The organism is Pseudomonas sp. LBUM1672, assembly GCF_059695655.1.
The window spans coordinates 5,874,810-5,901,019 of record NZ_CP166781.1; the positions used below are offsets into that span (position 1 = coordinate 5,874,810).

General features: G+C 59.3%; 23 protein-coding genes. 12 read left to right on the top strand and 11 right to left on the bottom strand.

Translation table 11 applies throughout. From position 1 onward, the window contains the following. Positions 1-306: 306 nt before the first annotated feature. From ACA053_RS26915 to ACA053_RS26950, 8 genes are all read right to left on the bottom strand, one after another. A complete protein-coding gene (locus ACA053_RS26915; RefSeq protein ID WP_497394070.1) occupies positions 307-1,476 on the bottom strand; it encodes a retropepsin-like aspartic protease in 1,170 nt (389 codons plus the stop codon). Between the two features lie 79 nt (positions 1,477-1,555). Next, positions 1,556-2,122 carry a GNAT family N-acetyltransferase gene (locus ACA053_RS26920; protein ID WP_497394071.1) on the bottom strand — a complete coding sequence of 189 codons (567 nt, stop codon included), beginning with the start codon at positions 2,120-2,122 and terminating at the stop codon, positions 1,556-1,558. A gap of 161 nt (positions 2,123-2,283) precedes the next feature. Further along, positions 2,284-3,054, bottom strand: coding sequence for an electron transfer flavoprotein subunit beta (gene etfB / locus ACA053_RS26925; RefSeq protein WP_415758825.1), 771 nt, complete (start codon positions 3,052-3,054; stop codon positions 2,284-2,286). 15 nt (positions 3,055-3,069) lie between these two features. Continuing rightward, positions 3,070-4,290, bottom strand: coding sequence for an electron transfer flavoprotein subunit alpha (etfA, locus tag ACA053_RS26930; protein WP_497314169.1), 1,221 nt, complete (start codon positions 4,288-4,290; stop codon positions 3,070-3,072). Next, on the bottom strand, positions 4,290-6,239 hold the full coding sequence (gene dgcB / locus ACA053_RS26935; protein WP_497394072.1) for a dimethylglycine demethylation protein DgcB: 1,950 nt from the start codon (positions 6,237-6,239) through the stop codon (positions 4,290-4,292). Before dgcB ends, etfA begins: the two co-directional genes overlap by 1 nt. Before the next feature lie 162 nt (positions 6,240-6,401). Next, positions 6,402-8,462, bottom strand: coding sequence for a dimethylglycine demethylation protein DgcA (gene dgcA, locus ACA053_RS26940; protein ID WP_008151900.1), 2,061 nt, complete (start codon positions 8,460-8,462; stop codon positions 6,402-6,404). Positions 8,463-8,477: 15 nt separating this feature from the next. Next, positions 8,478-9,008: a DUF5943 domain-containing protein gene (locus ACA053_RS26945; protein ID WP_007947752.1), complete on the bottom strand. Its 531-nt coding sequence runs from the start codon at positions 9,006-9,008 to the stop codon at positions 8,478-8,480. Between the two features lie 79 nt (positions 9,009-9,087). Then, positions 9,088-10,065, bottom strand: coding sequence for a dipeptidase (locus ACA053_RS26950; RefSeq protein WP_008033250.1), 978 nt, complete (start codon positions 10,063-10,065; stop codon positions 9,088-9,090). A gap of 237 nt (positions 10,066-10,302) precedes the next feature. Between ACA053_RS26950 and ACA053_RS26955 the strand changes: the two genes are divergently transcribed. The 5 genes from ACA053_RS26955 to ACA053_RS26975 all read left to right on the top strand — a co-directional run bounded on the left by ACA053_RS26955 (position 10,303) and on the right by ACA053_RS26975 (position 14,814). Next, positions 10,303-10,704 carry a lysozyme inhibitor LprI family protein gene (locus ACA053_RS26955; RefSeq protein WP_094470273.1) on the top strand — a complete coding sequence of 134 codons (402 nt, stop codon included), beginning with the start codon at positions 10,303-10,305 and terminating at the stop codon, positions 10,702-10,704. A gap of 212 nt (positions 10,705-10,916) precedes the next feature. After that, entirely contained in the window at positions 10,917-11,171 is a 255-nt protein-coding gene (locus ACA053_RS26960) for a type II toxin-antitoxin system RelE family toxin (protein ID WP_497314173.1), read from the top strand. Next, positions 11,155-11,478, top strand: a complete 324-nt coding sequence (locus ACA053_RS26965) for a helix-turn-helix domain-containing protein (RefSeq protein ID WP_027926651.1) — start codon at positions 11,155-11,157, stop codon at positions 11,476-11,478. Before ACA053_RS26960 ends, ACA053_RS26965 begins: the two co-directional genes overlap by 17 nt. A 32-nt stretch (positions 11,479-11,510) precedes the next feature. Further along, on the top strand, positions 11,511-11,930 hold the full coding sequence (locus tag ACA053_RS26970; RefSeq protein WP_497314175.1) for a DUF3010 family protein: 420 nt from the start codon (positions 11,511-11,513) through the stop codon (positions 11,928-11,930). A gap of 94 nt (positions 11,931-12,024) precedes the next feature. Continuing rightward, on the top strand, positions 12,025-14,814 hold the full coding sequence (locus ACA053_RS26975; protein ID WP_497394073.1) for an RHS repeat domain-containing protein: 2,790 nt from the start codon (positions 12,025-12,027) through the stop codon (positions 14,812-14,814). Positions 14,815-14,872: 58 nt separating this feature from the next. On the opposite strand, the gene ACA053_RS26980 is transcribed toward ACA053_RS26975, so the two are convergent. Then, positions 14,873-15,823 (bottom strand): GlxA family transcriptional regulator, encoded by a 951-nt coding sequence (locus ACA053_RS26980; RefSeq protein ID WP_497394074.1) that lies wholly within the window; start codon positions 15,821-15,823, stop codon positions 14,873-14,875. Between the two features lie 196 nt (positions 15,824-16,019). On the opposite strand from ACA053_RS26980, the gene choX reads away from it, so the two are divergent. From choX to ACA053_RS27010, 6 genes are all read left to right on the top strand, one after another. Next, on the top strand, positions 16,020-16,964 hold the full coding sequence (choX, locus tag ACA053_RS26985; protein WP_109635461.1) for a choline ABC transporter substrate-binding protein: 945 nt from the start codon (positions 16,020-16,022) through the stop codon (positions 16,962-16,964). A 75-nt stretch (positions 16,965-17,039) separates the two neighbouring features. Further along, positions 17,040-17,927: a 3-dehydrocarnitine:acetyl-CoA trimethylamine transferase CdhC gene (gene cdhC, locus ACA053_RS26990; RefSeq protein WP_017341199.1), complete on the top strand. Its 888-nt coding sequence runs from the start codon at positions 17,040-17,042 to the stop codon at positions 17,925-17,927. A gap of 210 nt (positions 17,928-18,137) precedes the next feature. Then, a complete protein-coding gene (locus ACA053_RS26995) occupies positions 18,138-19,103 on the top strand; it encodes an L-carnitine dehydrogenase (RefSeq protein WP_497394075.1) in 966 nt (321 codons plus the stop codon). Between the two features lie 179 nt (positions 19,104-19,282). After that, positions 19,283-19,759, top strand: a complete 477-nt coding sequence (locus ACA053_RS27000; protein ID WP_497394077.1) for a thioesterase family protein — start codon at positions 19,283-19,285, stop codon at positions 19,757-19,759. Between the two features lie 14 nt (positions 19,760-19,773). Next, positions 19,774-20,934 carry a gamma-butyrobetaine dioxygenase gene (locus tag ACA053_RS27005; protein ID WP_497394078.1) on the top strand — a complete coding sequence of 387 codons (1,161 nt, stop codon included), beginning with the start codon at positions 19,774-19,776 and terminating at the stop codon, positions 20,932-20,934. 387 nt (positions 20,935-21,321) lie between these two features. Further along, a complete protein-coding gene (locus ACA053_RS27010) occupies positions 21,322-21,585 on the top strand; it encodes a hypothetical protein (RefSeq protein WP_109635469.1) in 264 nt (87 codons plus the stop codon). Between the two features lie 125 nt (positions 21,586-21,710). Here ACA053_RS27010 and gbdR read toward each other — a convergent pair whose 3' ends face one another. After that, positions 21,711-22,814: a choline metabolism transcriptional regulator GbdR gene (gene gbdR / locus ACA053_RS27015; RefSeq protein WP_109635472.1), complete on the bottom strand. Its 1,104-nt coding sequence runs from the start codon at positions 22,812-22,814 to the stop codon at positions 21,711-21,713. Between the two features lie 573 nt (positions 22,815-23,387). Then, positions 23,388-24,764 (bottom strand): L-serine ammonia-lyase, encoded by a 1,377-nt coding sequence (locus ACA053_RS27020; protein WP_109635474.1) that lies wholly within the window; start codon positions 24,762-24,764, stop codon positions 23,388-23,390. A gap of 435 nt (positions 24,765-25,199) precedes the next feature. Here ACA053_RS27020 and ACA053_RS27025 point away from each other — a divergent pair, with 435 nt between their 5' ends. Then, positions 25,200-26,150 carry a choline ABC transporter substrate-binding protein gene (locus ACA053_RS27025; protein ID WP_010466989.1) on the top strand — a complete coding sequence of 317 codons (951 nt, stop codon included), beginning with the start codon at positions 25,200-25,202 and terminating at the stop codon, positions 26,148-26,150. The last annotated feature ends 60 nt before the right edge of the window (positions 26,151-26,210 follow it).

The following is a 26,210-nucleotide window of genomic DNA, read 5'->3' on the forward strand; positions in this document are numbered from 1 at the left end:
AGGGTTTGCAAGTGGTTTACAACCCAAAACCGTTGATTTGATCGTTTTTTAATCACCTGCCGAATAAGCCCGGTTTATATAGCCTGTAGAGGACAGCGAACATCTTATCCACAGATACGCTAACAGAGATTGGGGGCAAGTATTGGCGGGCGTACAAAGTTATCCTCTGGAAAAAGCGTGGAAAAACCGCAAGTTAGCCTGGTTGTTTTTTGTACGAAGGCTTGCAGGGCTTGTTTTGTATGGGGTGCAGCGAAGGGCGAACACGTTATCCACAGAAGCGCTAACAGGGATTGTGGGTAAAACCGTTCAGCGCCTGTTGAAACACGACAAGCCAGCGTCGATGTCCAGATTGAGCTCATAGTCATCGAATGCCCGCCACCCGAACAAAATCGAAGGCACGTAGCGCCCCGCCAGTAACGACGGCGGGATCGTGAAGCTCGGGTAGTGTTTATAAGTGACCGGCGCGGTATGACCCGACAGATTCAACTCGCCCTGAAAGGTTTGGTAGTTGGGCCTCGCGGCGACGTGAACGGGAGAGCTGCCCGGCGCGGCGGACGTCAGGTAATCCACATTGCCGGTGTCGATAATCCCCAGGGTCGCCCGACGATCCAGCCGTGCGGCAATGGTTAATCGTTGATTGATGTCCATGCGCGTATAGGTGATCGGTGAATCACATCCGGTGGGAGGTCGGGCGTTGAGCTCCAGGGTTTTCTTCGTGACTTTCAGGCGTCCCAACTTGCCGATCAGGTCCAGACCCAGCAGGTTGTCCCGGTCACTGACAAACACCAGCACATTCCTGAACTCGCTTGCGCCGATCTTCAACGACTTGAGGATCCCAAGTTTGGCCGACAGGTCGCGCTCACCGTAAAACGTGCTGTAGCCGTAGTGGGAGTCGGTTAACAACGTGATCCCCATCAGCTTCGCGGTGTCGGCGTTGACGCGGGTTTGAGGGGCTCCGGTGTCCAGGATGAAGCGTGACGTGAAGCCATTGGCCGCTGTGACATCGATATAGGGCAGCACTTCGTCAGACACGTAATCGTCAGTGGGGTAAGGGTAAATCGCGAGGACTTCGCGGCGCTGGGTTCTTTCCACGGAAAAATCGCCGACCGTGCGCAAGGTCGCGATCGACTTGTTGCCGAACATGGAAAACAACCCCTTGAGTTCAGGGTCGTTGGCGATGGCCCGGGCATGACGACGCTTGATTGCCAGGTAGTAATCGGGAAGCTGATTGGCGGCTTTGTCCTCGAAGATTCGGGCCAGAACGGTCACGGAGCAATTGAGGTTCTCATCAGCAGCCAGCACCTTGTCGCACTGCTGCTTCATCTGCGCCAGAGAGGCTTTTCGTCCCGGTTCCGACGCCAGCCATTGGTAAAAATCAGGCTCTTTGCTGGTCTCCGCCGTTGAAAGCGTGGACACCGCCAACAACACCATCACGGCACAGATCAGACATGTCTCACGTCGACTGACCGCGTTCATGTTCAACCCATTGTTGAAAACGCGTTGTATGAATTAGCGCTGCTGCCGGATCGGGCCGCTCATAGAGAAATGTAGCTCACTAGGGCCGATACATCAGGTAGGCCTCCCCCGTCACCCGAATCATCGGATGGGGGGTGATCTGGCAGGTGTCGACGATACGGAAGCCGTGGCGCTCGTAAAACCGGCGAGCGCCGGTGTTGGCGGCGTAGTCGATCAGGCTCAAGCCATTGAGCCCGAGCTGGTTGGCACGGTCGTAGGCATAGGCGAGGAATTGCTTGCCCAGGCCCAGGTTGCGCCAGCCTTCATGCAGCGCGAGGCTGGAAATGTAGAGCGTGTCGGGGATTTCCATCTTCGCGTAAGGCGCCAGGACCGGATCGGTGGTCGGCTCTGCCAGCGGATCGTGGCGCATCACGTAGCTGTGCAGCATGCCGATGACGTTGCCATCGGCCTCGGCAATCAGGCAGTTCTGCCAAGAGAAATCCACGTCGTCACGGGCGTAACGAGTGGCGCCGACCTCCAGCAGATCCTGACCGGGCTGGGCCAGTTGGCTCCAGATGTAATCGGCAGCCCCCTCCGAGGTGATTTGAAACAGACGCGCAATCTCTCGCGCATCGGCGCGCACTGCCGAACGGAATTCAACGGTCATTGTTTCCCCATAAATGTCGGTGACACCGGCCCCTGTGGAACACCGCCCCCTGTAGGAGCGAGCCTGCTCGCGAAAGCGGTCGTTCAGCCGCAGGGATGTTGACTGACCCACCGCTTTCGCGAGCAGGCTCGCTCCTACATTGGTTATGTGCTGATTTTCGGTTAGCGAACCACGCCTTCTTCGATCAGCAACTTGAGAATGGCTTCGGCACCGGCCTGCGCCGTCACGCCCTTGAGCACTTGCCCACCGCCACCACTGGCCTTGGCCGTCGCGGCTTTCATCCGGTCGGCGCCGCTCTTGGCCTTGATCACCTTCAAGCGTTTGGGCCGTGGTTTGGCCGGTTGCAGGGTGGCGACGGCCAGTAGTTCATCGTCGATGACTTCAACCTCGTCCGCCTGCAACACCCCGCGCCGCGCCGGGCCGTAAGCGCTCTGCCGAGGCTTCGGCGCGGCGTTATCCACAGTCGCCAGAAACGGCAGCCGTACTTTCAGGCGACGGCGCTGACCGCGCGGCAAGGCTTGCAGCACCAGTGCTGAATTACCATCGATGGATTCAACTTGAGCCAGCCCGACTACCAGCGGCCAGCCCAGATTTTCCGCCAGCAGGAACGGCAACATGCCCGAGCCTTCACCGGTTTCCGCCTGGCTACCGGTCAGCACGACCTGAGCCCCGGCGTCACGCAAATACGCGGTCAAGGCCGGCAATGCATCGGCGCCTTCCGGCTGTTCGAGCACATGCAGTTGTTCCAGGCCCATGCCCAGATAAGCGCGCAGCGCCGGTTCCGCGACATCACCGGCATGCAGCACTTGCAAGTTATCCCCAGCCAGTTGCAGACCCAGTTCCACCGCCCGCGCATCCTGCTCCGCGCGACGTGGCCGGCCGGAGGTCGGGTGGGCGCCGATGGACACCAGGCTGATGATTTTCGTGCTCATAACCCTTTCCTTTCCTTAAGCCGCATCGCGCTTGGCTTCGTTGCGGTAAGCCTCTACCGCCGCAATCAAGGCTTGAAGAATCTCGGCGCTCTCGCCGATCACCGACAGGTCGGCCCGTTTGATCATGTCGCACCCCGGATCGAGGTTGATCGCCACCACCTTGTCGCAGGCACCTATGCCTTGCAGGTGCTGGATCGCCCCGGAAATCCCCACCGCCACGTAAACCCGTGCGGTAACCCAGGTGCCGGACGCACCGACCTGACGGTCGCGGGCCATGAAGCCATCGTCCACCGCCACTCGGGACGCACCTTCGGTGGCGCCCAGCGCTTCGGCGGTCTTGTGGAAAAGTCCCCAGTCCTTGACCCCGTTGCCGCCAGAGAAGATGAACTCGGCTTCGGCCATCGGAATCGCCGCCGGGTCCACTGCCACTGCGCCCAAATCTTCGATACGCGACAAGCTGCGTGCGACGGCTGTGGATAACTCCACTGGCAACGCTTCGTGACGGGTTTCGCTGACGGGTTCGGCGCATTCGACGGCGGCCAGAATCAGGCGTGCGACCGGGCGTGCAAGGTCTTGTAACCCAGCGCCGGCGCGGCCGATGCATTCCTGATCCTTGACCTGCCAGACCCGTGTGGCAGGGCGTTCGCCCAGTGCAGCGGCAAAGCGTCGACCCAATTCACCACCGCCGCTGCGGCTGTCCGGCAGTAGCCAATGACGCGGGCTGAACTGGTTATCCACAGCCCGCAGGCCCTGGACCCTTTGTTCCGGTGCATAACCGCTGAATTCGTCGCCTTCCAACACTAGCAAGCGATCGACGCCAGCAGTGGCGAAAGCGTTTTCCTTGTGTTCGCCGAAGACCACGGCCAATACCGCGCCGTCCTTGCCGGCCAGTTGATGGGCCAAGCCGAGCAAATCGCGGTCGTGGCTGCTCAGGCGGCCACCGACCATATCTGGCACCACGCTGATGTAAAACGCAGGTGCAGGCACTTGATGCAGCGGCAATTGCACTTCAACGGCGGCCGAACGTTTGGTCGCCCCGCCCTGTTGAGCGCCGCTGCGGTCAATCCGTTTGATGCCGTTGGGGCCGATAAAACCAATGCCGTGCAGGTTCTTGCGGATGACGCCGTTGGGGCCCATCCAGCTGTGTTGAGCCGGTTGCATGGCCGCGTGCAGCGGGTGCAGGCGGTTGCGGGCAATCCATTCGGCGCGGGGGTCGCGGCGGATAATGTCGCTCATCAGTGGGCCTCCGCAGGTTCACGTTGGGCCGGTGTGGTCGGCTTGCTTGGCGCGGCATCTTCGAGCAACGCGTCGGCCACCAGTTCGGCGATGTCCTTGATCAGCGGACGCGGTTCGACCACGCCTTCAAGCATCGCGGTGCACTGTGGACAACCCACGGCCACCAGTTCGGCGCCGGTTTCGCGGATGTCTTCCATGCGCATGTCGGGGATCCGTTGCTTGCCCGGAATGTCGGTGATCGGCGCACCGCCACCGCCGCCGCAGCAGCGCGAACGGAAACCGGAACGCTCCATTTCTTTGACTTCAATCCCGAGGGCGCGCAGCACTTCACGCGGCGCCTCGTATTCGCCGTTGTAGCGGCCGAGGTAGCACGGATCGTGATAAGTCACGCTGCTGCCTTTGTGCTGGCCGAGATTGAGGGCGCCAGCACCGATGATTTCCGCCATGTAGGTGCTGTGGTGCTGCACGAGGTAGTTGCCGTCGAAGGCTCCGTACTCGTTTTTCAGCACGTGGAAACTGTGCGGGTCGCAGGTGACGATGCGGTTGAAGCTGTACTTGGCCAGGGTCTGGATATTGCGCTTGGCCAACAACTGGAAGGTGGCTTCGTCGCCCAGGCGTCGGGCCACGTCACCGCTGTCACGCTCTTCAAGACCGAGGACCGCGAAGTCGACCTTGGCCGCTTTCAGCACTTTGACGAAGGCGCGCAAGGTGCGCTGGTTGCGCATGTCGAAGGCACCGTCGCCGACCCAGAACAGCACGTCGACGGATTTCTTCTCGCTCATCAGATTGAGGTTCAAGTCCGCCGCCCAGTTCATCCGCCCGCCCGGGGCGAAACCGCCCGGGTTATCGGTGGCAATCAGGTTTTCCAGGACTTCGGCGCCCTTGTTCGGGGTCGCGCCTTTTTCCAGGGTCAGATGGCGGCGCATGTCGACGATGGCATCGACGTGCTCAATCATCATCGGGCACTCCTCGACGCAGGCACGGCAAGTGGTGCAGGACCACAGCGTTTCGGCGTCTACCAGACCGTTAACGATCGGTTGATGCGGATTGCCGGCGTGTTCACCGATGGCTTTGCCCGGATACGGACTACCGGCGAACTTGGCGTCTGTGCCACCGGCCAGGCCGACGACCATGTCCTGAATCAGTTTTTTCGGGTTCAGCGGCTGGCCGGCGGCGAATGCCGGGCACGCGGCTTCGCATTTACCGCACTGCACACAGGCGTCGAAGCCGAGCAGTTGGTTCCAGGTGAAATCCTTGGGTTTTTCCACCCCCAGCGGTGCGTTCGGATCGTTCAGGTCCAGCGGTTTCAAACCGGTGGAACGACCACCGCCAAAGCGTTCGGCGCGACGGTGCCAGGCCAGGTGCAGGGCACCGGCGAAGGCGTGCTTCATCGGCCCGCCCCAGGTCATGCCGAAGAAAAGTTCGCTAACGCCCCACAGCACACCGACGCCGAGGATCGCTGCTACTACCCAACCACCGAAGTTTTCCGGAAGGATGCCAGCGACTGGCAGGGTCAACAGGAAGAAACTCGCCGAGAACGCCAACAGGCTTTTCGGCAGGCGCATCCACGGCCCTTTGGACAGGCGCGCCGGTGGGTTGCGACGACGCAGATACACAAAGATCGCACCGACGAACATCACCACCGTCATCAACAACAGCGCGTAGCCGAGGATGCGGTTATGCAGGCCAAAACCGTGAACCAGAATCGCCAGCACGATGGACGCCACCGCGCCACCGGCCGTGGCCACGTGGGTGTTGGCGATGTATTTGTCCCGTGCCACGACATGGTGCAAGTCGACCATGTAGCGCTTGGGCATGGCGAACAGGCCGCCGATCAGGTCGACTTTCGAAGCCCGGCCTCGGCGCCACATAGCCACCCGCCGCAACGCGCCGAGGACAGCGAGGCCCAGGGCAGCGAACAACAGGATTGGAAGAAGGGTGTTCAACATGGTGGAGCTCCCAAAGACCTCGGGGTCTTGCAGGTCGAGATGCCTGACTCGGTTCCTGTGGGAGCGGGCTTGCCCGCGATTGCATTTTGTCAGTCACATCTGCATTGACTGACCCACCGCTATCGCGGGCAAGCCCGCTCCCACAGGGTCATGTGCAAGCCGTTAGAAGTCTTTGCACAACCGCAGCGCGTCATAGATCGCCGCGTGGGTGTTGCGCTGTGCCACGCAGTCGCCGATGCGGAACAGCAAGTAGCCGTCGCCCGCCTGGCTCAGCGAAGGTTGCGGCTTGATCGCGAACAGGGCTTCGATGTCCATCTGGCCTTTGTTGCGCGAGCCTTCCTTCATGGCGTAGTAGATTTCTTCGTCCGGACGCACGCCGTTTTCGACGACGACCTGGTCCACCACCCGCTCCTCTTTGGCGCCGGTATATTCGTTTTCCAGCACCGCCACCAGCTTGTCGCCTTCGCGGTAGACCTTCTCCAGCATCATGTCCCCGGTCATGATTACTTCTTTGGGGTACATGCTGCGGTAGTAAGTCGGGAACGAGGTGCCGCCAATCGCTACGCCCGGCTTGATGTCGTCAGTGACGATCTCGACCTGGCTGCCTTTGTCGGCGAGGAAGTCGGCGGTCGACATCCCGGTGAACTCGCAAATGGTGTCGTAGACCAGCACGTTCTTGCCCGGTGCAACCTTGCCGTCGAGGATGTCCCAACTGCTGACGACCAGGCCTTCAGCCGCGCCCCAATGCTCGTTCTGCTCCAGGAATGGATGGCCGCCGACGGCGAGTACCACCACGTCCGGACGCAGGTCGAGAATGGTTGCCGCATCGGCTGCCACGCCCAGGCGCAGGTCAACTTTCAAACGCGCCAGTTCCAGCTGGAACCAACGGGTAATACCGGCGATCTGGTCACGTTGCGGGGCTTTCGACGCGGTAGTGATCTGCCCGCCGATGAATTCTTTCTTCTCGAACAGGGTCACGTCGTGGCCACGTTCAGCTGACACACGCGCAGCTTCCATCCCGGCAGGACCGGCACCGACCACCACAACCTTGCGCTTCACACCGGTCGATTTCTCGATGATGTGCGGCACGCCCATGTATTCACGGGACGTCGCGGCGTTCTGGATGCACAACACGTCCAGGCCTTGATACTGACGGTCGATGCAGTAGTTGGCGCCGACGCATTGTTTGATCTGGTCAACCTGGCCCATTTTGATCTTGGCGATCAAATGCGGATCGGCGATGTGGGCGCGGGTCATGCCGACCATGTCCACGTAGCCGCCTTCCAGAATGCGGGTTGCCTGGTTCGGGTCCTTGATGTTCTGCGCGTGCAGGACAGGAGCCTTCACCACTTCCTTGATACCGGCCGCCAAATGCAGGAATGGCTCCGGTGGATAACTCATGTTCGGGATAACGTTGGCCAGGGTGTTGTGAGTGTCGCAACCCGAACCCACCACACCGATGAAGTCGATCATGCCGGTGTCGTCGTAGTACTTGGCGATCTGCTTCATGTCCTCGTGGGACAAGCCGTCCGGGTGGAATTCATCACCGCACAGACGGATGCCGACGCAGAAATCCGGGCCGACTTCAGCCCGTACAGCCTTGATCACTTCCAGGCCGAAACGCATGCGGTTCTCGAAGCTGCCGCCCCATTCGTCGGTACGTTTGTTGACCCGTGGGCTCCAGAACTGGTCGATCATGTGCTGGTGCACTGCGGACAATTCAACGCCGTCCAGGCCGCCGGCCTTGGCCCGTGCAGCAGCGCTGGCGTAGTTGCCGATCACCCGCCAGATTTCTTCCGGCTCGATGGTTTTGCAGGTCGCACGGTGCACCGGTTCACGGATGCCCGACGGCGACAGCAGGGTTGGCCAATGCTCGCCGTCCCAACGGGAACGACGGCCCATGTGGGTAATCTGGATCATGATCTTGGCGCCATGCTTGTGCATGGCATCGGCCAGGTTCTGGAAGTGCGGAATGATCCGGTCGTCGGCCAGGTTGACCGACTTCCACCAGCCTTGCGGGCTGTCGATGGCCACGCTGGAGGAACCGCCGCAAATCGCCAGGCCGATCCCGCCCTTGGCTTTCTCTTCGTAATACTTGACGTACCGGTCGGTGGTCATGCCGCCGTCGGTCGCGTAGACCTCGGCGTGCGCGGTGCTGAGCACGCGGTTGCGGATGGTCAGTTTGCCGATCTGGATCGGCTGGAACATTGCTTCGAAAGCCATGGCGGGTTCCTCGACTTACAACGGCTTGACGGTGAACAGGCCGTCGTCGTGGCCTTCTTCGGAGCCACCGTAAACCTGTTCGGCAACGGTGCGGATCTTGCTGCCGCGGGCTTGCAGAATCTGGTCCATGGCACCGGCAAACCAGCCGGTGAACATGTAATCGACCTTGCGCCCGACCTTGCCGTACACGTAGACGAACGCCGAGTGTTCGAGCTTGACGCTGGCGGTGCCTTTGTCGAGGTCGATGTCCTGGATCTTGAACAGGCCCCAGCCGCGCTGCGACAGGCGCTTCATGTAATGCTCAAAAACCGCAACGCCTTCCAGGCCGTGGCATTCAGCTTCTTTTTCGCACCAGTGCCAGGCGGATTTGTAGCCAGCCTTGTAGAGGATCTCGGCGTAGGCTTCGGCGCCCAGCACTTCCTCAATGCCCATGTGGTTGTTGACGAAGAAGTGACGCGGTACGTACAGCATTGGCAGGGCGTCGGAGGTCCAGACACCGGTTTCGCTGTCGACTTCGATTGGCAATTGCGGGGCGATCTTGGCCATGGAAACTTAACTCCAGAAAAATTTGGGTGTTGCCCCCGGCGCGGATGGCCGGGGGAAAGGATTCGTCAGGTGCGGCGGCTTATTCGCCCCAAACGTCTTTCAAGACGTTCACCCAGTTCTCGCCCATGATCTTGCGGACCACGCGCTCGGAATGGCCGCGCTTGAGCAGGGTTTCGGTCAGGTTCGGGAACTCGCCGACGGTGCGGATGCCCAGCGGGTTGATGATCTTGCCGAAGCTGGTCAGGCGGCGTGCGTAGCCCTTGTCATGGGTCAGGTATTCGAAGAAGTCCTGGCCATGGCCCTGGGTGAAGTCGGTGCCGATGCCGATGGCGTCTTCGCCGACAATATTCATGGTGTATTCGATAGCTTCGGCGTAGTCGTCGATGGTCGAATCGATGCCCTTGGCCAGGAACGGCGCAAACATGGTCACACCGACGAAACCGCCGTGATCGGCGATGAACTTCAGCTCTTCATCGGACTTGTTGCGCGGGTGGATTTTCAGACCCGACGGCAGGCAGTGGGAGTAGCACACCGGTTTTTTCGATTCGAGAATGACTTCTTCGGAGGTTTTCGAGCCGACGTGGGACAGGTCGCACATGACGCCGACGCGGTTCATCTCGGCAACGATCTCGCGACCGAAACCCGACAGGCCGCCATCACGCTCGTAGCAGCCGGTACCGACCAGGTTCTGGGTGTTGTAGCACATCTGCACGATACCGACGCCGAGCTGTTTGAACACCTCGACGTAGCCAATCTGGTCTTCAAACGCGTGGGCATTCTGGAAGCCGAAGAGGATGCCGGTCTTGCCCTGCTCCTTGGCCTTGCGGATATCGGCGGTGGTGCGCACCGGAATCACCAGGTCGCTGTTCTCGCGGATCAGTTTCTGGCTGGCGGCGATGTTGTTGACGGTGGCCTGGAAGCCCTCCCACACCGACACGGTGCAGTTGGCTGCGGTCAGGCCGCCCTTGCGCATGTCTTCGAACAGCTCACGGTTCCACTTGGCAATAATCAGCCCGTCGATAACGATGCTGTCGGCGTGCAATTCGGCTGGGCTCATCAGGCTGTCCCCTATTAGCGATTCATGCGCCGAATCGTGTGCCGGCGCTTTGGGGCCAGCATATGCCTGAGGACCGGGGCAGCCGGGTGCAAAAACGACAGGGGGTTTGCCGAAAGCGTCAATCCGCGACAAAGGGTCGTTGATGGACGCAATCGCCCACCTGTTCAAGGGCCGCTGCTTGGGCCAGAATTCGCTGCATTACTGAATTGGCACTGAAAAAATAGGGGCTGCGTCGCAATGAGAACGATCTTCCTGGCTTTGGCACTGATAGCGACCGGCGTACACGCGGCTGAAGAGGCTGACGACAACCCCTGCGACAAGGTCGAAAACGACGTCCAGACCCTGGAGTGCTCCGCCTACAGCAGAACCACCGCCGAAGACCTGCTCAAAGACAACTACCAAAGCCTGAACGAGCGCATGCAGACGGCCTACGGCAAGAACCCGGCGCAACTGACCGACATCACCGCCAAGCTCAAGGCTGCGCAGCAGCAATGGCTGAAGACCCGGGATGCGGATTGCGCGGTAGAAGCGTTTCCGGCGACCAGCGGTAGCAAGGCGTTCACTATTGCGCAGAATGATTGCGTGGCGCGGATGAGTGATGAGCGGTCGGAGTTTTTGGAGTCGATTGGGCAGGAGTGATCCTGAATTTCCGTCGGACGCTGGCACCGTCTCCGGCTTTCGATCCTCAGAAATGCTGTTTCCTACAAACATCGCCGACTTAGCCGACAGCACTCCCAGCACCTCGCAGCAGACCCTGTAGCCCGGGCAACATCCCGACACGCTTCGTTAATTGGCCGACTGAGAGTTATAAGTAAAGATTGGAAAATCTTATAAAAGACTTATATTCTCCCATGAACAGCATTCACTGGACTCGAAAGGCCGTTAAGCAGCTTCTGAAATTGCATTCCGCTCACCAGATCCAGGTTCGTGATGCCGTCACGGTGCTAACTGACATGCCTGATATAAGCAATGTCAAAGCACTGGTCGGCCATGACTACGCCTATCGACTTCGAGTGGGTAACTATCGAGTCATGTTCGACTGGGATGGCGCAATCAAAGTGGTCAGTATTCAAGAGGTCAAAAAACGCGATGAACGCACCTACTGACGTTCAAATCATCAACGACGCAGAGGGGAATCCTGCGTTTGTAGTCATTCCCTACGCGCAATATGTGGCGCAGAAGATTGAGCCCGATCTGATTCCCCATGAAGTGGTCAGCCGTATTGTCGACGGCGCGACTCCGATACGTGCCTGGCGTGAACATCTGAACCTTACCCAGGACGAAGTGGCCAAACGCATGGGCATTTCTCAACCTGCTTTTGCCCAGCAAGAGACGGTCGCGAAGCCTCGCAAGGCCACCCGCGAGAAAATTGCCGCGGCGTTTGGCATCACGGCCAATCAACTTGAGCTGTAGGCTGCACACCACCATTTGTGAAAGGGATCGAAATGAAAATCTGCGGCATCGAAATCAAAGGCAGCGAAGCGATCATCGCCGTGGCCTCGCTGGACGGTCAGACGCTGAGCCACGTCGCCCTGGCCACCAAGAAAATCGCCCTCGACGATGACGACGAAGCCGCCAACGTCAAAGTCTTTGCCGCTCAGGTGGCGTCGTTTGTGCGTGAGAATTCCATCGACCGGATCACGATCAAGAAGCGAAGCAAGAAAGGTGAATTTGCCGGTGGGCCGACCACGTTCAAGATCGAGGGCGTTTTTCAGTTGCTGGAGAGTTGCGAGGTGACGTTGCTGTCGCCGCAGACGATTAATGCGCAGAACAAGAAGTTTGACTTTGCGCTGCCGGAGACGCTGAACAAGTATCAGCATGAAGCCTTCAAAGCCGCCTGTTCAATGTTGATGAAAAGCCGGTAGACAGCGGTGTCCACCTGTAATTTCTGACAGTAGACGGGAACTTCGAATGACGTAAGCATAGGTCTGGATTCTAGTCAGATGCTCCAGACCAATGATGAACGATTCGACGGCCAACATTCATCACAATACCCCCCTGCTCTGGGGGAACGATCCGCGCGGCCTGACCATCAGGACCGTGGCTTATGAGCGTCGTGATTCCGGTCTCGCTCAGGCACGCATCTCTCGCCAGGAGTTCAATGCACACGGACGCTTGAATTCACAATGGGATTCCAGGCTTCTGGAAAACGGGAGGGGGCCGAACCTCTCGACCATTTTCACGTTGTCAGCCCAACCAATACTCACAAGAAGCGTTGATTGCGGCTGGCGCTTGCTGCTTCTGGGCCCCGCCCATCAACTCCTGCGCGCGTGGGATGGTCGTCATAGTCAGCAACAGATCAAGTACGACGGACTGCTGCGCCGAACTGAAGTGACGGAACACCTCCAAAATGAAGCGCCCTCTGTGACCGAGCGACTGATCTATGCCGATAGTCGCCCCGAACATGCTCGACACAATCAATGCGGTCAACTGATAAGCCAATTTGATTCAGCAGGACATCTTGAGATTGCGGAGTTCGACATACAGGGTCGGAGACTGAGCGAAACCAGACGGTTCTCGAGCGACTTGCAGACACCAGACTGGTCATCCAACCCGGATGAAAACACCACAAGGCTCGAAATTGAATCAAACATCACTCGCAAGAAATACAACGCTCTGGGTGCCGTACTGAATCAGACCGATGCGCGAAACAATCAGCAGATAAGGCTCTACGACGTCGCAGGACAACTTCAAAAGGTTCAGCTAAAACGCCCGAATCTACCCGTCAAAACATTGCTTAGCCACATCACTTACAGCGCAACAGGCAAGGTAGAAAAGGAGACGACAGGTAACGGCGTACAGACGACTCGCCTGTATGAACCCGAATCCGACCGATTGATTCAATACACTGTCGCGGGTCCGGATCACGACTTTCAAAATTGTTTCTATCGCTACGACCGAGTCGGCAATATCTGCGAAATCCAGGACCTGGCACAACCGACGCGTTACTTCCGAAACCAGCGGACCGCGGCTGTCAGCACGTTCAAATACGACACCCTCTATCAACTGATCGAAGCCACAGGTCGCGAATCCGTACCCAATGCTCAGGGTCCGGCCCTTCCCGAATTGCATAAACCGACTATCGATCCCACTCGAATGGGCAACTACAAGCAGACATTTACCTACGACCCGGCGGGAAACCTGAAAACCCTTTGCCATGCAGGAAGTCACCCCTACACCGTCGAAATGGCCATTGACCCCGCAAGCAATCGCAGCCTGAAAAAACCTGACGTGGGTGAACCTGATTTCACGGGCAGCTTCGACAGTAATGGCAACCTGCTGATGTTGTCGCCAGGGGCGGAAAAAATGCGATGGGACGCCCGTAATAGACTGACTGAAGTCATTCAAGTCGCCCGTCGACAAGAACAGAACGACACTGAATCCTATTGGTATGACAGCGACGGCCAACGATTACGCAAAGTCATACATACCAAGACCAGCGCCTTGATGCGAACAGCCGAAGTTCGTTTTTTGCCGGGGCTGGATATTCATTACGACCCTGACGGAGAAACCCGTCATGTCGTCAATATCGAAGCGAGCCACAGCCGGGTACAGTCGCTGCACTGGCTCACTGACCCGCCGGAAGGCATGGCTAACAATCAGATTCGCTACAACCTGGTTGACCATCAAGGTTCCTGCACTCTTGAGGTGGACGAAGATGCAGGCTTGCTGACGCAAGAAGGCTATTACGCGTTTGGCGGTACGGCGTGGTGGGCTGCCCGCAGTGACGTCGAGTCCAGGCACAAAAGTATTCACTACAGTGGTAAAACACGGGATACCAGCGGGTTGGTCTACTACGGGTATCGGTACTACGCCCCTTGGCTGTTTCGCTGGATTAATCCTGACCCTGCGGGGTCAGTCGACGGTCTGAACCACTTCCGGTTTTGTAGGAACAACCCCGTTACCTACAAAGACTTCACAGGGGCGCAATCGGTCATCAATGGCGATGGACCGGACGATATCAAGTTGCCGAGCGATATGACCCCCGAGCAAATCGAGACTATTCAATTATCCAAAGGCAAAGGGGCAATGTTAACGGGAACAATCGTGCATCAGATCAGCCTGCCCAAACAGTTCAAGCTCGATAACATGAGCCGCGAAACGTTCAAAAACGCCGGTCCTGGAACAGCATTTACGGCGATCGCCAATGTCTACACAGGAGATATTTACTTTTCCCCACTGGAGTCAAACGCTCGTAGCCTGCCGCCCACCAATCGAACCCGAACCGAATCCTTCGTCACCCACACCCGCCTGGGCAAAGTACCTAACCCGCCAATTGCACATCAGGGCGGTGGCGAGAACCCAAGTCATACGCAGCTGGCTCAACGTGTAGGTCTTGATCAAAAAGACGCGGTTGGTTTCGCCTTGAGTAGCGGTCTGAATCGCGGCATCTACAACATGACCTTCATGTCACGGTCCAGCCAAAACACTCCGCTTGTTGATGATGACTCGAATGACCGACTGAGTTATGTCGATCAAAAAGATCTGCAGAAATATAAATTCGTGACGGAAAGCAGCGGAGGAGTCCTCACCCGGACGCATCAAGTCAGCGTGCTGCCACCTAAGTGGGGGAATGCCATTTATGACTACTTGTCGGGTGAGTTGGGGGAAGACAGTCATGACCAGGACCCCAACGTGTTTGCCAGCAAAACGCGCTCCGAACCGACGGCGTTTGCGCCGCCACCGCCGCCTCCAATGTTGATGGCACAGAAACCGAGTCAGTCGTTACGTCCTCGGGTGGTGCATTAGAAAAAATGCCTATCCCGCACGCCTCAGGATTATTGAGGAGCCGCACGCGTGCCGAAGCCTAGGCTTGCGCTGCCGTTCCTCTACGATCCTCCCGCGGACACCGTTCAAACCTTGCCCGATAACTGCGGGTGAAATACGACGGTGATTCAAACCCGCACGCAATGCTCACTTCCAGCACACTCATGTCCGTCTGCCGCAGCAACTGCCGCGCCTTCTCCAACCGTAATCTCAGGTAGAAATTGCTCGGCGTGTCGTTCAGGTGCAACCGAAACAATCGCTCCAGCTGCCGCCGTGTCACCTTGATCGATTCCGCCAGTTCCAGCGTACTCAACGGCGGCTCGCTGTGCTGTTCCATCTCACCAATGACGTGAACCAGTTTCTTGTTGCTGATGCCATACCGCGTGGCGACTTCCATGCGCTGGTGGTCTTTGCGCGGGCGGATGCGGCCGAGCACAAATTGTTCGCTGACCTGAATCGCCAGTTCCGGGCCGTGGGACTGGGCGATGAGGTCGAGCATCAGGTCGATGGACGCGGTGCCGCCGGCCGAGGTGATACGTCGGCGGTCGATCTCGAACAGCTCCTGGGTGACGCTGAGCTGTGGATAAGACTCCTTGAACGCGTCGATGGCTTCCCAGTGCAGGGTCAGGCGATGACCCTCGAGCAGGCCGGCTTCGGCGAGGACGAAGCTGCCGGTGTCGATGGCGCCGAGGGTCACGCCTTCGTTGTCCAGCCGGCGCAGCCAGTGCTCCAGCGCGGGCGTGGCGAATTTCAGCGGTTCGAAACCGGCGACCACCAACAGGGTTGCACCTTTCTTCAGCGGTTCCAGCGCTGCGTCGGCGTTGACCGACATGCCATTACTGGCCAGAACGGCCCCGCCGTCAGCGCTCAGCACGTGCCAGCGATACAACTCGCCACGAAAGCGATTGGCGACCCGCAACGGCTCGATCGCTGAGATAAACCCGATGGCCGAAAAACCCGGCATCAACATGAAGTAGAAATCCTGGGACATGGAGCGCACTCGGTTGACGGGTAGCGTGTGGACGTTGATACGCCACTTGCGAGTGGCATTCAAGAGGTCAGGTCGCTGCAGTGCAAGAGCTGGTCGCCGTAGTGCGTTTTAACGGGGGCATTGGTGCGTAACTTGGTCATCACCGGCGCACGAAGACGCCCGGACCCACAATAACGAACTGCCGAGGAAACCTGAGATGAAACGACTGATCAGCAGCTGTGTTCTTGCACTCAGCGGTACCGCTTTCCTGAGCGCCAGCGTCATGGCGGCCGAACCTGCTTCATGCCAGAACGTACGCATGGGCGTCGTGAACTGGACCGACGTGATAGCCACCAGTGCCATGACCCAAGTCCTGCTCGATGGCCTCGGCTACAACACCAAACAAACCAGCGCGTCCCAGCAAATCATCTTCGCCGGGATCCGCGACCAGCGCCTGGACCTGTTCCTGGGCTACTGGAACCCGTTGATGACTCAGACCATCACGCCTTTCGTCGACGCCAATCAGGTCAAGGTGCTTGAAGCGCCAAGCCTGAAAGACGCCCGCGCCACCCTCGCCGTACCGACGTATCTCGCCGACAAGGGCCTGAAAACCTTCGCCGACATCGCCAAGTTCGAAAAAGAACTGGGCGGCAAGATTTACGGCATCGAGCCAGGCTCGGGCGCCAACACCCAGATCAAGGCGATGATCGCCAAGAACCAGTTTGGCCTCGGCAAGTTCCAGCTGGTCGAGTCCAGCGAGGCCGGCATGCTCGCGGCGGTGGATCGCGCCGTGCGCCGCAAAGAAGCCGTGGTGTTCTTCGGCTGGGCACCGCACCCGATGAACGTCAACGTGCAGATGACTTACCTCACCGGCAGCGAAGACGCTCTCGGTCCGAACGAAGGCATGGCCACGGTCTGGACCGTCACCGCGCCGAAATACGCCGAACAATGCCCGAACATCGGCAAATTGCTGAGCAACCTGACCTACACCGCCGAAGACGAGAGCCGGATGATGCAACCGCTGCTCGATCACAAAGACGCTTTCGAATCGGCCAAGCAATGGCTGAAAGATCACCCGCAAGACAAGCAACGCTGGCTCGAAGGAGTGACCACCTTCGATGGCAAACCGGCCGCTGAGAATTTGAAACTGACCAGCAAATAAACCCCGATTGAACCACCGCATCGCAGCCCTGCGGGGCTGCGAACGGAATCATCACGCCTGTAAGGAACCCGCCTCATGAACCACGACGTCATCATCACCTGCGCACTCACCGGTGCTGGCGACACGACCAGCAAGAGCCCACACGTGCCGGTCACCCCGAAACAAATCGCCGCTGCCGCCGTGGAAGCCGCCAAGGCTGGCGCCACCGTCGTTCACTGCCACGTTCGCAACCCGGAAACCGGCAAGTTCAGCCGTGATGTGGCGCTGTACCGCGAAGTGATGGAGCGCATCCGCGAAGCCGACGTCGACATCATCGTCAACCTCACCGCCGGCATGGGCGGTGACCTGGAAATCGGCGCGGGCGAGAATCCGATGGAGTTCGGCCCGAACACAGATCTGGTCGGCCCGCTTACCCGTCTGGCCCACGTTGAAGAGCTGCTGCCGGAAATCTGCACCCTCGATTGCGGCACCCTGAACTTCGGCGACGGCGACACTATTTACGTGTCCACTCCAGCCCAGCTGCGCGCTGGCGCCAAACGCATTCAAGAGCTGGGCGTGAAGGCCGAACTGGAAATCTTCGACACCGGTCACTTGTGGTTCGCCAAGCAGTTGATCAAGGAAGGCCTGCTCGACGACCCGCTGTTCCAGCTCTGCCTGGGGATCCCGTGGGGCGCCCCGGCCGACACCACCACCATGAAAGCCATGGTCGACAACCTGCCGGCGAACGCTGTGTGGGCCGGGTTCGGGATTGGTCGCATGCAAATGCCGATGGCGGCGCAAGCAGTGCTGCTCGGCGGCAACGTGCGGGTCGGTCTGGAAGACAACATCTGGCTGGACAAGGGTGTGCTGGCGACCAACGGCCAACTGGTCGAACGCGCCTCGGAAATCCTCAGCCGCCTCGGCGCCCGCGTTCTGACCCCGGCGGAAGGCCGGGCAAAAATGGGCCTGACCAAGCGCGGCTGACCCCACACCACACATTTCACCCGTGGGAGCGGGTGTGGCGAGGGGATTTATCCCCGTTCGACTGCGAAGCAGTCGCAGAACATTGCATGCGGTGTGGCTGACACACCGCGGTTGCAGGTTTTGGGGCCGCTTCGCGACCCAACGGGGATAAATCCCCTCACCACAAAACCCCGCTCCCACAGGGATCACCGAATCTTTTAGGAAGTCGCCATGAGTTTTATCACTGATATCAAAACCTTCGCAGCGTTAGGCAGCGGTGTCATCGGCAGCGGTTGGGTGTCCCGCGCCCTCGCCCACGGCCTCGACGTTGTCGCCTGGGACCCGGCGCCCGGTGCCGAAGCCGCGCTGCGCAAACGCGTCGCCAATGCCTGGGGTGCGCTGGAGAAACAAGGCCTCGCGCCGGGTGCCTCGCAGGATCGGTTGCGCTTCGTCGCGACCATTGAAGAGTGCGTTCGAGACGCAGACTTTATTCAGGAAAGCGCCCCTGAACGCCTCGATCTGAAACTGGAGCTGCACAGCAAAATCAGCGCCGCTGCCAAGCCCAACGCCTTGATCGGTTCCAGTACGTCGGGGCTGTTGCCGAGTGAGTTTTATGAGAGTTCGACCCACCCGGAGCGCTGCGTGGTCGGGCACCCGTTCAACCCGGTTTACCTGTTGCCATTGGTGGAAGTGGTCGGCGGCAAAAACACGGCGCCTGAGGCGATTCAAGCGGCAATGAAAGTGTATGAATCCCTGGGCATGCGTCCGCTGCATGTGCGCAAGGAAGTGCCAGGGTTTATCGCTGACCGCTTGCTCGAAGCGCTGTGGCGTGAGGCGCTGCACCTGGTCAACGACGGTGTGGCAACCACTGGCGAGATCGACGATGCGATCCGTTTTGGCGCGGGGTTGCGCTGGTCGTTCATGGGCACATTCCTGACCTACACCCTGGCGGGTGGCGATGCGGGGATGCGCCACTTCATGGCGCAGTTCGGTCCGGCGTTGCAGTTACCGTGGACTTACCTGCCAGCGCCGGAGCTGACCGACAAGCTGATCGATGATGTGGTGGACGGGACCAGTGAACAACTGGGCAAACACAGCATTTCCGCGCTGGAGCGCTATCGTGATGATTGCTTGCTGGCGGTGCTCGAAGCGGTGAAGACCACCAAAGAGAAGCATGGGATGGCCTTCAGCGAGTAACCGCAGTCCCCTGTGGCGAGGGAGCCTGCTCCCGCTCGGCCGCGCAGCGGTCGTAAACCAGCGAATGCGATCTCTCTGTTAGACCGCGTTTTGAGGTTTTGGGACTGCTTCGCAGTCCAGCGGGAGCAAGCTCCCTCGCCACAAATGCGTATGCCAGCGACTATCTGTGGAGTTCATTCATGCCCGCTCTAACCACCTACCAAACCAAAATCATCCCCGACTGGGTCGACTACAACGGCCACCTGCGCGATGCCTTCTACCTGCTGATTTTCAGCTACGCCACCGACGCGCTGATGGATCGCCTGGGTATGGACAGCAACAACCGCGAAGCCAGCGGCAATTCGCTGTTCACCCTCGAACTGCACCTCAATTACCTGCACGAGGTGAAGGTCGACGCCGACGTCGAAGTGCGCACCCAAATCATCGGCCACGACAGCAAACGCCTGCACCTCTATCACAGCCTGCATCTGGTCGGCGATGACAAGGAACTGGCGGGCAACGAGCAAATGCTCCTGCACGTCGACCTCGCCGGCCCTCGCTCCACACCGTTCAGTGAAGACACTTTGAGCAAGCTGCAAGCCATCGTCGCCGAGCAAGCCGACCTGCCTACCCCCGCCTACATTGGCCGAGTGATCGCGTTACCCCCTAAAAAATAACAAGGAGATCGCCATTGAACACCGCCGCTTTTGCCGACTTCCGTACCTACCCGTTGATCAGCGCGTTGACCGCCGTGCATACCTTGGCGGACCGAATTCAAGTGCAGTGGGCTGACGGCCGGGTCAGCCCGTTTCATCATCAATGGCTTCGCGACAACTGCCCGTGCGCGCAATGCGTCTACACCGTGACCCGCGAGCAAGTGCTGGAAATCGTCGACGTCGCAGAGGACCTGACGCCGACAGCGGCACACCTCGATGCCGAAGGTTGCCTCAGCGTCGAATGGCACGACGGCCACCTCAGCCGCTTCGACCCGGGCTGGCTGCGGGCTCACGCCTATGACGACGAGTCCCGCGCCGAGCGCCGGGCTGGCAAGCCAACATCCAGGCTGTGGAAAAGCGACTTGCAGCTGCCGGTGTTCGACTACCAGGCGCTGATGAACGACAACGACGCCCTGCTGCAATGGCTGCTGGCGGTGCGCGATATCGGCCTGACGCAAGTGCGTGGCGTGCCCACCGAAACCGGCTCGCTGAAGCTGATTGCCCAGCGGATTTCCTTCATCCGCGAGAGCAATTTCGGCGTGCTGTTCAACGTGCAATCCAAGGCCGACGCCGACAGCAATGCCTACACCGCTTTCAACCTGCCGCTGCACAGCGATTTGCCGACCCGGGAGTTGCAACCGGGGCTGCAATTTCTGCATTGCCTGGTCAATGACGCGGACGGTGGCGAGAGTATTTTCGTCGACGGATTTGCCATCGCCCACGCACTGCGCGAGGAAGATCCCGAGTCGTTCAAGGCCCTGTGTGAAATCCCCGTGGAGTTTCGCAACAAGGACCGTCACAGCGACTACCGCTGCCTGGCACCGATCATCGCCCTCGATGCGTTGGGGCAGGTTTCGGAGATCCGCATGGCAAACTTTCTGCGTGGGCCATTTGATGCCTCGATTGAGGACATGCCCAAGCTATACCGGGCGTATCGGCGGTTTATTGCGATGACCCGTGAAGCGCGCTTTCGGGTGATGACGCGGCTCAATCCCGGCGAGTTGTGGTGCTTCGACAACCGCCGCACTCTTCACGCCCGCAACGCCTTCGACCCCGCCAGCGGCGCCCGGCATTTCCAGGGATGCTATGTCGATCGTGACGAGTTGTTGTCGCGAATATTGGTGTTACAACGCTAGACCGCGTCATCGTTCATCGCGAGCAGGCTCGCTCCCACAGTTGACCGGGTTCTCACTGAGGAATGCGGTTAAATGTGGGAGCGAGCCTGCTCGCGATGGCGTCTGCACAGGCGACACAAACCCTCTGATTCACAGGCAAAAAAAACCCCGATCAAGCCGTGACAGGATCGGAGCTGAGGAGGGTACTGTTGAGGAGCCGTTGCGCGAGGGTGACCAAACCTTCGTGTTACCAGCTGAGTCCAGTGTGCCCACTCCCTTGATTCACAAGTTAGCCGAAAACGACCTGTTCATAGGTATTGCGGCCATTGCGACAAATCGTCCTTGCCGCCACCCCCTGCCCCTACGAGAATCGAGCCACGACACCGTTCCCTGAAGAAGGATTGCGTCATGATGTACGCCGATTTGATAGACCAGGAAGACCTGTTGGGCCAGCTCAAGGCATTGGGATTTGCCGTGCCCCCTGGCGCTAACGCCGAGCAGGCCTGCGAGTGCGCGGTACGAGGTTTGAACAACGAACGGGCAACGGAACTGCGGACCATGGTCAAGCAGATGTACACCAGCAGCGCGACCATCCTGCCGGCCGTGCGCCAGGCCATCGACAAGCAGTTGCTGCCGGCACTGGCGGAGTATCAACAAAGCCGTAGCGCCTGACCTGTGACGAGGGGGCTTGTCGGATCGCCGCATCGCCCCGTTCGGCTGCGCAGCAGTCGTAAAATCCTGGGGTCGCTGCGCAACCCAACGGGGGCAAGCCCCCTCGCCACAATAGCCAGCCCGGTTTAGAGCCTTACGCTGGCAAACGTCGACTCATTGCGCGCCTGACTCAGCGCCGACAACGGCCCGGACAGCGGCGACAGCACCAACGCCTGCGGCAGCGGCATCATCGCCACCTGTTGTGTGGTGTTGGAGCCTACGCGCTCGTCACGCGGCGGAATGCCGAAGTATTCGCGGTAGCACTTGGAGAAGTGCGGCGTGGACACGAAGCCGCACACCGACGCCACTTCGATGATCGACATCGGCGTTTGCTTGAGCAACTGCCGGGCACGGATCAGGCGCAGTTTCAGGTAGTAACGTGACGGCGAGCAGTGCAGGTATTTCTGGAACAGCCGCTCGAGCTGGCGACGCGATACGGCGACATACACCGCCAATTCGTCGAGGTCGATCGGCTCTTCCAGGTTGGCTTCCATCAGCGCAACGATTTCCTGCAACTTCGGCTGGTTGGTGCCAAGCATGTGCTTGAGCGGCACGCGCTGGTGATCCTGTTCGTTGCGGATACGCTCGTAGACGAACATCTCCGAAATCGCGGCGGACAGTTCACGGCCGTGATCGCGACTGATCAGGTGCAGCATCATGTCCAGCGGCGCGGTGCCGCCAGAGCTGGTGAAACGGTTACGGTCGAGGGTGAACAGGCGTGTACTCATGGCCACGCGCGGAAACGCTTCCTGCATCGAAGCCAGGCATTCCCAGTGCACGCTGCAATCAAAACCGTCCAGCAGGCCGGCGCAGGCCAGGGCCCAACTGCCGGTGCAGACCGCGCCGAGACGGCGGGACTGACGCGCCTGGCTTTGCAGCCACGAGACGTGTTCACGGGTAACGGTGCGCTGAATGCCGATGCCGCCGCAGACAATGATGGTGTCCAGAGGGGGCGCTTTGTGCATGGAGCAATCGGGAGTGATCTGCAGACCATCACTGGCCCAGACCTGACCGCCGTCGACGGTGAGCGTGGTCCAGCGATACAGCTCGCGACCGGACAATTGGTTGGCCATGCGCAGGGGTTCCACTGCGGAGGCCAGAGAAATAAGCGTGAAATTGTCCAGCAGCAAAAAGCCGATGGATTGAGGCGCACGGTTCTGGGGTTGAGCCCCGGAGTTGAACGTCGTCATCGCGGTATCTCCTCACACAAAGCGGGTGATGGCCTCAGGCGGAGGCTCTTGTTATTGCCATCGTTCTCGCGTGGGAGACGGGCTTTGTAATGACAGAGCAATTGCCATGCCTAAAGTTGAATGGTCATTCAATAACTCCTGAAAACGACGTCGCGGCGTGTCTATATAAGCCGTGCCGCGAGTAGGGGTTATAAGTGCCATTAACGGAGGGAGGCGCTCTGCCCCGTTGGGCTTGAGCAAATCGGTAGCACTTGTGGGAACAGGGCTACGGCGACCTGATGGAGAGTGTCACCGCAAGCACAGGTGACAGGCGGTAATGGCCAATCTGGATCCCGGATCTTGGACAAGTGGCTTATCTGTAAGCGACGCTCTAAAAGGTGGCGCGTTTTGATTCCGGTGTTCACTTAGCGCGCAGTTTTGACTGGTCTTCTCTGGCAAATGACCTTTCTGTGGCGAGGGGATTTATCCCCGTTCGGCTGCGCAGCAGTCGTAAAGATTCTGGGGCCGCTTCGCGACCCAACGGGGATAAATCCCCTCGCCACAAAAGCCCCTCGCCACAAGGTCAACTCGGTCTCAGCACTCGACTGCGCTTACCGCCAAACCACCCCGCGATGTCTCTTTATATTTGTCATGCATGTCAGCGCCGGTATCGCGCATGGTGCGGATCACCCGATCCAGCGAGATAAAGTGCTGACCATCCCCGCGCAACGCCATCTGCGCCGCGTTGATGGCTTTCACCGCGGCAATCGCATTGCGCTCGATGCACGGCACTTGAACCAGCCCGCCCACCGGATCGCAGGTCAGGCCCAGGTTGTGTTCCAGACCGATTTCCGCCGCGTTGCACAGTTGCTCCGGCGTGGCGCCAAGGATCTCCGCCAAGCCAGCCGCCGCCATTGCGCAGGCCGAACCAACCTCGCCCTGACAACCGACTTCCGCACCGGAAATCGAAGCATTCTTCTTGCACAGAATCCCCACCGCTGCAGCACTGAGGAAATAGTCGACCACGTTGGCGTCCGTCACCGCTTCACTGAATTTCATGAAGTAGTGCAACACCGCCGGGATGATCCCCGCCGCGCCATTGGTCGGCGCCGTCACCATGCGCCCGCCCGCAGCGTTCTCTTCGTTGACCGCCAGAGCGAACAGGTTGACCCATTCCATGGCGCTCAAGGTCGAGCCGATGACGTTGGGTTTACCCAGCTCTTGCAGGCTGCGATGCAACTTGGCCGCGCGACGGCGCACATTCAGTCCGCCGGGCAAGATGCCTTCGTGTTTCAGGCCTTGATCGACGCAATCCTGCATGGCGCGCCAGAGCTTCATCAGGCCACTGCGGATTTCATCCTCGCTGCGCCAGACTTTCTCGTTGGCCATCATCAATTCGGCGACGCGCAGGTTGTGCTGCTTACAGAGGCTGAGCAGTTCGACAGCGCTGGAGAAATCGTACGGCAATACGGTGCGATCCAGATCGACCACACCGCTGGAAGCCTGCGCTTCGTCCACGACAAAACCGCCGCCGATGGAATAGTAGGTGTCGCGATGCAGTTCACCGTGATCGCCTTCGGCAACCAGGGTCATGGCGTTGGGGTGGAAAGGCAGGTTTTCGTCGATCAGGCGCATGTCCCGGGCCCAGATAAACGGCACCGACAGGCGACCATCGAGCAACAGTGTGTGGGTCTCGCGCAGGGTGGCGATACGGATGCCGATTTGCGACGGATCAATCGCGTCCGGCCACTCGCCCATCAGGCCCATGATCACCGCGTTGTCGCTGCCGTGACCAATGCCGGTGGCCGACAGCGACCCATAAAGCTGAACTTCGACGCGCCGCACTTGTTCCAAAAGACCCTGCTCACGCAAACCTTGCACGAACAGCGCGGCGGCCCGCATGGGTCCAACGGTGTGCGAACTGGAAGGGCCGATGCCGATTTTGAACAAGTCGAAAACACTGATAGCCATTACTGCCGAACTCCTGGATGTGCCAACTCCAGGCGCAAAAGCGCCCAGTGACGGAGCTGCTACGCTCAAGCTGCAATCCGCCGGGATGGCCGCATCATCAGGCTTTTGCCGTGTCGTTCGACGTCTCACACCGACGCACTCATGCTCAGCAACGCCGCGGGCGTTTTACGCTGCGTTTTCGCCGTTTTTTTGCGGATCAGTGGGGTAAAGGGGGCTGAAAAAAGCTGTAAACGACGTCACCGACACTGGATGCGACCATCCCTGTACTGGTTACGACGCACCCTGTAGGCGTCAGATTTTCACTGGTACATGATCGTATCGACTCGATTGCAAGGCGCCGTGGTAGAGCTGTCTCCAAAACGCCATCCAACCGCAACCTATAAGTGCGGTGGTCCAGTCGGAACACTGCCAAAAAAAACACCAAGGAGTCCATCCATGAAAGGTTCCCCGTCGTTGTTGTTGGCCGCCATGCTGAGTCTGCCGTTACTGGCTCAAGCTGCAGAACCCGCTCAATGCAGCACCGTAAACTTCTCCGATGTCGGCTGGACTGACATTACTGTCACCACCGCCACCACCAGCGTCGTTCTCGATGCCCTGGGCTACAAAACCAAAACCACGATGATTTCCGTCCCGGTGACCTACAAGTCCCTGGCCGACGGCAAGAACATGGATGTGTTCCTGGGTAACTGGATGCCGACCATGGAAAACGACATCAAGGCCTACCGCGATGCCGGCACCGTGGAGACCCTGCGCGCCAACCTCGAAAACGCAAAATACACACTCGCCGTGCCCGAAGAGTTGTATAACAAGGGTCTGAAAGATTTCGCCGACATCGCCAAGTTCAAGAAAGAACTCGACGGCAAAATCTACGGCATCGAACCAGGCAACGACGGCAACCGCCTGATCCAGAGCATGATCGACAAGAACGCCTTCGGCCTGAAAGACGCCGGCTTCAAGGTGGTCGAGTCCAGCGAGGCAGGCATGCTCTCGCAAGTCGATCGCGCCCAGCGCCGCAACACCGCCGTGGTGTTCCTGGGCTGGGAACCGCACCCGATGAACACTCGTTTCAAGATGAAGTACCTGACAGGCGGCGACGACTTTTTCGGCCCGAACTTCGGTCAGGCGACCATCTTCACCAACACCCGCAAGGGCTACGCGCAGGAATGCAGCAACGTCGGACAGTTGCTGAAAAACCTGGTGTTCACCCTCGACATGGAAAGCACGCTGATGGGCAACGTCCTGGACGACAAAATGAAGCCTGACGCGGCCGCCAAGGCCTGGCTGAAAAAGAATCCACAGGTGCTCGATACCTGGCTCGCTGGCGTGACCACCATTGACGGTAAACCAGGCCTGGAGGCCGTGAAAGCCAAGCTCGCGCAGCCTTGAATTAAGAAGCACCGCTTACGCCGGGCGGGTTCGCTCGCCCGGGCTGTTTATTTCCTTGCA

Excerpts from the sequence above, each read along its gene's own strand:
- ACA053_RS26915 (WP_497394070.1), bottom strand. The coding sequence starts at position 1,476 with ATGAACGCGGTCAGTCGACGTGAGACATGTCTGATCTGTGCCGTGATG.
- ACA053_RS26920 (WP_497394071.1), bottom strand. The coding sequence starts at position 2,122 with ATGACCGTTGAATTCCGTTCGGCAGTGCGCGCCGATGCGCGAGAGATT.
- etfB (WP_415758825.1), bottom strand. The coding sequence starts at position 3,054 with ATGAGCACGAAAATCATCAGCCTGGTGTCCATCGGCGCCCACCCGACC.
- etfA (WP_497314169.1), bottom strand. The coding sequence starts at position 4,290 with ATGAGCGACATTATCCGCCGCGACCCCCGCGCCGAATGGATTGCCCGC.
- dgcB (WP_497394072.1), bottom strand. The coding sequence starts at position 6,239 with ATGTTGAACACCCTTCTTCCAATCCTGTTGTTCGCTGCCCTGGGCCTC.
- dgcA (WP_008151900.1), bottom strand. The coding sequence starts at position 8,462 with ATGGCTTTCGAAGCAATGTTCCAGCCGATCCAGATCGGCAAACTGACC.
- ACA053_RS26945 (WP_007947752.1), bottom strand. The coding sequence starts at position 9,008 with ATGGCCAAGATCGCCCCGCAATTGCCAATCGAAGTCGACAGCGAAACC.
- ACA053_RS26950 (WP_008033250.1), bottom strand. The coding sequence starts at position 10,065 with ATGAGCCCAGCCGAATTGCACGCCGACAGCATCGTTATCGACGGGCTG.
- ACA053_RS26955 (WP_094470273.1), top strand. The coding sequence starts at position 10,303 with ATGAGAACGATCTTCCTGGCTTTGGCACTGATAGCGACCGGCGTACAC.
- ACA053_RS26960 (WP_497314173.1), top strand. The coding sequence starts at position 10,917 with ATGAACAGCATTCACTGGACTCGAAAGGCCGTTAAGCAGCTTCTGAAA.
- ACA053_RS26965 (WP_027926651.1), top strand. The coding sequence starts at position 11,155 with ATGAACGCACCTACTGACGTTCAAATCATCAACGACGCAGAGGGGAAT.
- ACA053_RS26970 (WP_497314175.1), top strand. The coding sequence starts at position 11,511 with ATGAAAATCTGCGGCATCGAAATCAAAGGCAGCGAAGCGATCATCGCC.
- ACA053_RS26975 (WP_497394073.1), top strand. The coding sequence starts at position 12,025 with ATGAACGATTCGACGGCCAACATTCATCACAATACCCCCCTGCTCTGG.
- ACA053_RS26980 (WP_497394074.1), bottom strand. The coding sequence starts at position 15,823 with ATGTCCCAGGATTTCTACTTCATGTTGATGCCGGGTTTTTCGGCCATC.
- choX (WP_109635461.1), top strand. The coding sequence starts at position 16,020 with ATGAAACGACTGATCAGCAGCTGTGTTCTTGCACTCAGCGGTACCGCT.
- cdhC (WP_017341199.1), top strand. The coding sequence starts at position 17,040 with ATGAACCACGACGTCATCATCACCTGCGCACTCACCGGTGCTGGCGAC.
- ACA053_RS26995 (WP_497394075.1), top strand. The coding sequence starts at position 18,138 with ATGAGTTTTATCACTGATATCAAAACCTTCGCAGCGTTAGGCAGCGGT.
- ACA053_RS27000 (WP_497394077.1), top strand. The coding sequence starts at position 19,283 with ATGCCCGCTCTAACCACCTACCAAACCAAAATCATCCCCGACTGGGTC.
- ACA053_RS27010 (WP_109635469.1), top strand. The coding sequence starts at position 21,322 with ATGATGTACGCCGATTTGATAGACCAGGAAGACCTGTTGGGCCAGCTC.
- gbdR (WP_109635472.1), bottom strand. The coding sequence starts at position 22,814 with ATGACGACGTTCAACTCCGGGGCTCAACCCCAGAACCGTGCGCCTCAA.
- ACA053_RS27020 (WP_109635474.1), bottom strand. The coding sequence starts at position 24,764 with ATGGCTATCAGTGTTTTCGACTTGTTCAAAATCGGCATCGGCCCTTCC.
- ACA053_RS27025 (WP_010466989.1), top strand. The coding sequence starts at position 25,200 with ATGAAAGGTTCCCCGTCGTTGTTGTTGGCCGCCATGCTGAGTCTGCCG.